The following is a 7,560-nucleotide window of genomic DNA, read 5'->3' as shown; positions in this document are numbered from 1 at the left end:
GATTGAAACAATGCGAGAACAATGGGTTGTAACTAACCACTAAGATAGTGAAATTTGAAAGCAGTTCACAACAAGTTAAACAATACGAAAAAACACATGATTGTTGTAACTAACCACTAAGATAGTGAAATGTGAAAGCAGTTCACAATGTGAGTTCATTTATAAATTCAAAATCCATTGTTGTAACTAATCACTAAGATAGTGAAATTTTAGGGTTTTAATAAACTAAAAGTTTATAAATTTGAATGTTGAATTCACTTGATCTTGAATAATAGAGATAACATTGAATGGAGTAGTATCTAAAGATGACTCAGTTTGAACAAGATAAGAATATATTAATTGAAATGAAAAAAATAAGTATAGTATTGGTTATCATACTTTCATTATTGAGCTGCATAAATTCTAAGGCTAGGCACAAAGAGAAATTTTTAAAACATATCCATAATAATACGCCTGATCCTTATAAAGAATGTATGGTGTATTATATTGATAAGCATTGGGATGAGGTATGGGAAATTTATGAAACTGAAAAGCCTAGAGAACCACGTGGAGAAACTGATATAGTGAATTTCATGATTATGAAATTTCTGTCTGAGTGTAAAAAACAATAGTTTTTTCGCAGTGTTTCATCAACTTTGGAATTTTAATGCTGTGATTTTATATTTTCCTAAATATTTGTAAAAAAAGCTCCTTAACGGGAGCTTTTGTTTATTGTATTTCCTGATGGGTTAGGCTGAAATATAAATTTTGAAGCTGATGGACATATTTTATACTTATGTAAGCATGTGTATAGCCCGGATAAAATCTGAACTCCCCATCTTCTTTAATGATCTCTGCGGTGGTGATGGCACTGAGTTTTGAATCGGTATAACCTTTGGCTCTGATCTCAAAACCAAAAGTATTAAACCATTCGTCCGTCAGTTCAATAGGGGATACTTTTAACGTATAAAGATTCTTATTGGATATCGCTTTTTCCTTTTCATGCAAAGATCGGAAGAGTTCGAAATTGACATTGGCTACTTTTTCATTAATCTGAATATAATTTCCAATTCTGAGTTCTTTAGGATTCATTACCTTACTTACTTTAAAATTTAAAAATGATTTATTTATTTTTTATTGATTCTTAGTTTCTCTCAAAGATATTGATATAATTAAGATAAACCTCCTTACTGAATTTTTTTAATTTTAAAACAGAATTATGGAATTTTATTTTTAAAATAATCTCTTTAAATTTATCCGCTAATAAATTAGTAAGCATGTCTACTTTCCAGACTTTTGTCGTTATTTTAGCAACAATTTCACTTTTCTTATACAGTCTTAAAAGTTTTAGTAATGAAATCAAGAGCATAAGCTCTGAGAAATTTGAGAATTTAATTTCCCGGTTGACTCAGCACAGTTTTTCAGGTTTTGTTTTGGGAGTTATTCTCGCAAGTATTATACAATCCAGTACAGCAGTAAGCTCTATTACAGTTTCCCTTGTAGATGCAGGAGTAATTGGATTTGCTAATAGTCTTTCAGTGCTGTTGGGAGCTAATTTAGGTTCTACTTCTACTGTTTGGTTAGTTACTTTGAATATGGAATTTATCGCCCCCTTCTTCATTCTTTTGGGAACTGTCATCAGTATGATTCCGACTAAAGTTCAGCTGATTGGTAAGTCTATCTTTTACTTTGGACTTATACTATTCAGTCTTGATTTGATTAATACTGCAATAGGACCTCTTAAGGATGATCCCGTTATCATTTCAGTATTGAAGCTGACGGAAAATCATTTTATAGGAGTATTGGGGGGAATCATAGTAACGTTAATAGTTCAGTCGAGTTCGGTAACTACAGGACTGGCTATTTTACTGACTCAGCAGGGAGTACTTCCTGTGGAAAGCGCTATTTCCATTATTGTAGGAGCTAATGTAGGAACTACCAGTACAGCAGTTATCGTCTCTATGCAGTTGAATAAATGGGCGAAATTAGCAGCTATTGCAAACTTCTTGTTTAACCTTACTGGGGTTATATTAATCTTTCCCTTTATTAATCTCTTAAGCCGTTTTACACAGTCACTGACGGATGATATTGGTTTTCAGGTGGCCTATGCGCACTTGTTCTTTAATGTAATTATTTCTGTGATCTCTCTTCCATTTTTAAAAAAAATAGCTATTGCATTACAAAACAGAATGGAGCGTTATGCAATTTGGAAAAATGCCTGAATATATAGGTTATATTGACTTCTCCGATTTACTTTTCATTAAATATTCCATGAGATTGATAATTAAAGCTTAATGAATTGATTCATAAATTTCAGATTGAATTTAAATATAATTCTTTGGAGCTGAATGGGTTTTTGATTATGCTTGAGATAATATTCTCATTATGAATTTGTTAATTAATTCATATTCTTGCTAAATTATTCATCCGAAATCACTATTTTTGCACCCGTAAAAATCTTATATGCAAAACATTAGAAATATTGCGATTATCGCACACGTTGACCACGGTAAAACAACTTTGGTTGATAAGATCATCCACGCTACCAACATTTTCAGAGAGAATCAGGAGAGCGGGGAATTAATTATGGATAATAATGACCTTGAAAGAGAAAGAGGGATTACTATTTTATCCAAGAATATTTCTGTTACTTATAAAGACACAAAAATTAATGTAATTGATACCCCTGGTCACGCCGATTTCGGAGGAGAAGTAGAAAGAGTATTGAAAATGGCAGACGGAGTTTTGCTGTTGGTGGATGCATTCGAAGGACCTATGCCGCAAACACGTTTCGTATTGCATAAGGCTCTTCAATTAGGATTGAAACCTATTGTTGTGATCAATAAAGTAGACAAAGAAAACTGCCGTCCCGAAGAAGTTCATGATAAAGTATTTGACCTTTTCTTTGCATTGGATGCTACTGAAGAGCAATTGGATTTCCCAACGTATTACGGATCTTCAAAACAAGGGTGGTTTAATACTTCATTAGAACCTACAGACAGTATCCTGCCTATACTTGATGGTGTTCTGGAGCATGTTCCTGAGCCAAAAATAAGTGAAGGAAATCTTCAGATGCAGGTGACTTCATTAGATTATTCTTCTTTCTTGGGAAGGATTGCTATTGGAAAAGTTATCAGAGGTTCTTTAAAAGAAGGACAGTGGATAGGGTTAGCTCAGGAAGGAGATAAAATTGTCAAAGGAAAAGTAAAAGAATTATATATTTTTGAAGGATTAGGAAAGAAAAAAGTCCAGGAAGTTCAGGCAGGAGATATCTGTGCGGTAGTAGGATTTGATGCTTTCCAGATCGGAGATACTTTTGTAGACCTTGAAAATCCTGAGCCGTTGGAAAGACTGGCGATCGACGAACCGACTTTGAATATGACGTTCTCTATTAACAACTCTCCATTCTTTGGTAAGGACGGGAAATATGTAACATCTAATCACCTGAAAGAAAGATTAGAAAAAGAATTAGAGAAAAACTTAGCATTAAGAGTTCAGCAGACTGATGATGCCAATACTTTCTTAGTATTCGGTAGAGGTATTCTTCACTTATCAGTTCTTATTGAAACTATGAGAAGAGAAGGTTATGAGATGACGATCGGTCAGCCACAGGTGATCCTTAAAGAAATTGACGGAGAAAAATGTGAACCGTATGAAACAATGGTAGTGGATGTTCCTGAAGAATTTTCTTCAAGAGTAATCGATTTGGCAACCCAGAGAAAAGGAGATCTTTTGATCATGGAAACCAAAGGAGAAATGCAGCATATGGAATTTGACATTCCTTCAAGAGGTTTGATCGGATTACGTTCCCAGATGCTGACAGCTACAGCAGGAGAAGCTATCATGGCTCACAGATTTTCAGAATATAAGCCTTTTAAAGGACAGATTCCGGGAAGAAGCCAGGGAGTTTTAGTATCTAAAAACCAAGGTCCTGCTACAGCATATTCTATTGAAAAATTACAGGACAGGGGAAGATTCTTTGTAGATCCGGGAGAAGAAGTGTACATGGGAATGATCGTTGGGGAACAGAACAAGCCTGGAGATTTGGTAGTAAATATCGTAGAAGGAAAACAGCTTAATAATATGAGAGCTTCCGGAAAAGATAAAGACGGAAATATTGCTCCGAAAATATTATTCTCATTGGAAGAATGCATGGAATATATCCAGCAGGATGAGTGTATCGAAGTAACTCCTAACTTTATCAGAATGCGTAAGAAATTACTTTCTGAAGAAGATAGAAAACGTGCTGAAAGAAGTGCTAAAGCAGAATAATTGCTGAAATTTATAAATCAGAAAAGGCTCCGTATTACGGAGCCTTTTCTGATTTATTGCACTGGACTTGATGTCTTTTTATTTCGTGATATTGATAGTAAATATGATAAAAGTTTAATAATTTGTTTGAAAAACTAACTAATGTTTGTTAGTTTTAAATTTATTTGTATGTTTGCGCCTCATGATTAAAACTGGTGCTACTATGAAAAAAATGATCCTGCAAACCTGTTGCTGCCTGAGTTTATTATCTTCCACTTATGTAGTGGCACAGGAAAACTCTTCAGAAAGTAAAATAACTGATTCCTTAGCAACAGCTCCTCCTAAAGAACCGAAAAATAATTCAGTAAAAGTAGATTTCTATGGCTTTATAAGGCATGATGCTTTCTATGATACAAGACAGAATATCGGGGCTGGAGAGAATATAGTGCATTTATATCCCAGAGACAGAGCTTTGGATATTAACGGAGAGGATATTAATGCCGCATCAAAATTTCATATGCTATCGGTATTATCACGTGCCGGGATTAATGTAAAAGGACCTGATATACTTGGTGCTAGGACATCAGGCATATTGGAAGGTGAATTTTTTGGCTCTACAGAAGCAGGAATCAATGAATTCAGACTCCGTCATGCCTATGTAATGCTGGACTGGGAGAAAACACAGCTGGGAATAGGGCAGTATTGGCATCCGATGGTGATTTTAGACTGTTTACCTAATGTTGTAAATTACGGTACAGGGTCACCTATATTTGCTTTAAACAGAAACCCTCAGATAAGGCTAACTCATCAATTTGCTGAGCATTTCAAAGTAATTGCAGCTTTAAATTCTCAGCGTGACTTTACTCCTAATACAGTCCCTTATCGTGATAGTGGAATGCCGTCTTCCCATTTGCAGGTTCAGTATAAATCTTCCCGTTTTGTAGCAGGTATTGCAGGACAGTATGAAGTGCTGAGACCTCAGTTATCCTCGGGTGAACCACCGGTGGTCAATAATGAAAGAGTAAAAAGCTTTACCGCAATGGCGTATGCAAGAGTAATAACAAAACCATTAATGATCAGTGCCTCTGCTATGATGGCCCAAAATGCCTCCTCTCTTGTTATGCTGGGAGGGTTTGTAGGATATTCAGCTCCGGGAGAGCCTGACCTTTTCCGTACAATGAACACAAGAAGTGCCTGGATTGACTTCCAACAGACTACCACTAAGCCGGTTTCTTTTGGACTTTTTGCAGGGATTGTAAAAAATAGGGGTGTAGATCATCCTGTAGAAGGAAGAGTTCCTGCAACGTATGGTGTGACTTCTTCATGGGGTGCTGTTTCAGCTACTCCCGGCGGACGCAGTGTAGATCAGCTTTGGCGAATCGTTCCCCGTGTAGACTGGTCACTTAATAAAATGATAAAACTAAGATTTGAAGTAGAAAATAGTGTGGCAAGATGGGGGGATGCCCAAATTGATGGGAGAGGAAAAGGAAATGAGTTTAATGCAAAAAACAGCCGTTTCCATTTGGCAACATTATTTATGTTTTAAAAAATTTATGGTAGAAAAGAATTTACTTAATGAAAGGTTTGCTGTACAGAGGTTATTGTGTAAATATTTAAGTTCTTTAACAATAAAATTTAATTAAAATAGACATGTTTACCTGATTTTCTGTTTCAAGTTTATAAATTTGCGTTTTTTAAATTTGCATTTTTCCTCAAATTATGAAATTAAATCAGTTAAAACTTATCCTGCTGGCGGGAAGTCTTGCTTCCTGTTCAGTACAGAATAATGTAAAATCAACTCCTAATAAACCAACGACCAGACAACCTGTTAAAGTAGCTTCTAAGCCAAAGGAGCAGGTAGACATAAAGAAATCCGTAACTCCTCCTGTGGAAGAAGCGTATAAAGTAAACCTTCCTGAAGTCAGCCGGGAGTTCCGTGGAGCATGGATAGCCAGTGTTGCTAATATCAACTGGCCTTCCAGGAATGATCTGTCTGTAGATCAGCAAAAAGCAGAAGCGATCAGTATGCTGGATATGCTTAAGGATAATAACTTTAATGCGGTTATATTTCAGGTACGTCCGTCTGCGGATGCCTTATATACAAGTTCACTAGAACCGTGGTCTTATTTCCTTACAGGAGAAACGGGGAGAAGTCCTTATCCGAATTATGATCCTTTACAGTTCTGGATTGAAGAAGCTCACAAGAGAGGGTTGGAACTCCACGTATGGCTTAACCCTTATCGGGCCCATCACACCAATGGAGGAGCAGTAACCAGCCAGTCTATGGTAAATAAGCTATCTGATATTGTAGTACGATTAAAAAATGGAATGTACTGGTTAGATCCGGCTAATCCTAAAACACAGGGACATGTTTCCAATGTAGTAAAGGATATTGTAAAAAGATATGATATAGATGCAATCCATTTTGATGATTATTTTTATCCGTATGCTACCTATAACAAAGGAGCAGACTTTCCGGATAATGCGTCATGGAGAGAATATGTAAATAATGGAGGGAGCCTTTCCAGAGCAGATTGGAGACGGGATAACGTTAATAAATTTGTGGAAAGGATTTATAAAGAGATACACGCTGAAAAAGAATATGTAAAATTTGGAATCAGCCCATTCGGAATATGGAAACCCGGATATCCGGAAGGTATAGTTGGGTCTTCCCAATATGATGAACTCTATGCAGATGCTAAATTATGGTTGAATAAAGGTTGGGTAGATTATTTTTCTCCTCAGCTGTATTGGCCGGTCAGCTCAAAAGGACAGGGGTTTGAACCTTTGCTAAACTGGTGGCAATCCGAAAATACATTCAAGCGTCACTTATGGCCGGGATTAAATACGGTAGAAGTAAAAGTTTCGGACCGTCCCGCGGAAATTAAAAATCAGATTGAAATTTCCAGGCAGATACTCAAAAAAGATGCCGGAGAGATTCACTGGAGTATTGCAGGTTTATCTAAAAATCCGGCTATGCTGAGTATATTGAAAAACGGACCCTATAAAGAAAAAGCGTTGATACCTAAAAGCCCCTGGATTAAAGCAGAGCCATTGTCTCAGCCTACGTTGTTTATTGCTGATAATGGAAGCTTTACAAGAGCAAGCTGGAGTAATAAAGAAATAGGAAAAGTATTTCAGTGGGTATTGTTTACCCAATACAACGGGGTTTGGGAAACAGAGATCTTAACCTTAGAAACTCTTTCAAAAGAAATCCCTAAATATAAAGATGGTAAAACTTTAAATGCAGTTGCTATAAAAGCAATTGACAGACTGGGAAATGAAAGTGATTATATGGCAAGAAAAGTTAAATAATAAATCACTGAAGAT

General features: G+C 36.1%; 5 protein-coding genes. 4 read left to right on the top strand and 1 reads right to left on the bottom strand.

Annotated features, from left to right (window positions below; all coding sequences use genetic code 11):
- Nucleotides 1-708: 708 nt before the first annotated feature.
- Nucleotides 709-1,071: a hypothetical protein gene (locus Q0A18_RS02915; RefSeq protein ID WP_292008672.1), complete on the bottom strand. Its 363-nt coding sequence runs from the start codon at nt 1,069-1,071 to the stop codon at nt 709-711.
- 185 nt (nt 1,072-1,256) lie between these two features.
- Between Q0A18_RS02915 and Q0A18_RS02910 the strand changes: the two genes are divergently transcribed.
- The 4 genes from Q0A18_RS02910 (at nt 1,257) to Q0A18_RS02895 (ending at nt 7,545) form a co-directional block, all read left to right on the top strand.
- On the top strand, nt 1,257-2,201 hold the full coding sequence (locus tag Q0A18_RS02910) for a Na/Pi symporter (RefSeq protein ID WP_292008671.1): 945 nt from the start codon (nt 1,257-1,259) through the stop codon (nt 2,199-2,201).
- Nucleotides 2,202-2,442: 241 nt separating this feature from the next.
- Complete coding sequence (gene typA / locus Q0A18_RS02905) at nt 2,443-4,251, top strand: translational GTPase TypA (RefSeq protein WP_292008670.1); 1,809 nt, start codon at nt 2,443-2,445, stop codon at nt 4,249-4,251.
- 202 nt (nt 4,252-4,453) lie between these two features.
- Nucleotides 4,454-5,776 (top strand): DcaP family trimeric outer membrane transporter, encoded by a 1,323-nt coding sequence (locus Q0A18_RS02900; protein WP_292008669.1) that lies wholly within the window; start codon nt 4,454-4,456, stop codon nt 5,774-5,776.
- A 173-nt stretch (nt 5,777-5,949) separates the two neighbouring features.
- Entirely contained in the window at nt 5,950-7,545 is a 1,596-nt protein-coding gene (locus Q0A18_RS02895; protein WP_292008668.1) for a family 10 glycosylhydrolase, read from the top strand.
- Nucleotides 7,546-7,560 lie beyond the last annotated feature (15 nt).

Origin of the sequence: Chryseobacterium sp. (genome assembly GCF_022712095.1) — a bacterium.
Lineage (GTDB): Bacteria > Bacteroidota > Bacteroidia > Flavobacteriales > Weeksellaceae > Chryseobacterium.
The sequence above is the reverse complement of the archived record's forward strand: the minus strand, read 5'-3'. Positions and strand labels throughout refer to the sequence as shown.